The sequence below is a fragment of the Trinickia dabaoshanensis genome, assembly GCF_002879885.1.
Classification (GTDB): domain Bacteria; phylum Pseudomonadota; class Gammaproteobacteria; order Burkholderiales; family Burkholderiaceae; genus Trinickia; species Trinickia dabaoshanensis.
This window is the reverse complement of record NZ_PNYA01000085.1, coordinates 1-474: the sequence shown is the minus strand read 5'-3', so window position 1 is coordinate 474 and position 474 is coordinate 1. Positions and strand designations below refer to the sequence as shown.

The 474-nt window shown below is 55.5% G+C and carries 1 pseudogene; it reads right to left on the bottom strand.

Annotated elements, in window-relative coordinates:
* Positions 1–350 (bottom strand): annotated as a pseudogene (locus C0Z18_RS33745) (hypothetical protein); the annotation flags it as partial.
* Positions 351–474 lie beyond the last annotated feature (124 nt).

Here is a 474-nt window from a genome sequence, read left to right as displayed (position 1 = left end):
ACCCCAATGTGCGTTCGGCCACCAACGGTAGGGATCCCGCGTGCGAATCGTTGCATGCCCGATTGGGTATTGACAAGCAGTTCCACCAGCTCAACCGCGTATTGCGTGGACAGGTTCCCAAAATCGATGTCAGCCTGATGTGCATCCCAAGGCAACGTAGGCTCAATGTGTTCAGTTACGTCAAAAGAAAGATCTGGTGGCAACGTAACCCCAGCAGTCGCAAGTGCTTCTGAGATTTCTCCCAACACCGCCTCCCTCTGAGCGGAGAGTGCTTCGGCAATCTGGCGGGTTGCTGTGTACACCACGTTAGCGTCAACTCCCCTGGTCAGTCGCTCAACGTAGTTGGCCATCCCTCCCCAACAAATACCAGTGTGCTCACCATCCCCAAACTCCTCAGCAACGCGCCCTTGTTGGACGTCGATCCGAAACACCTGAAGCCGGTCGGGCGTTCCGCCATATCCAGCCAATATGAAT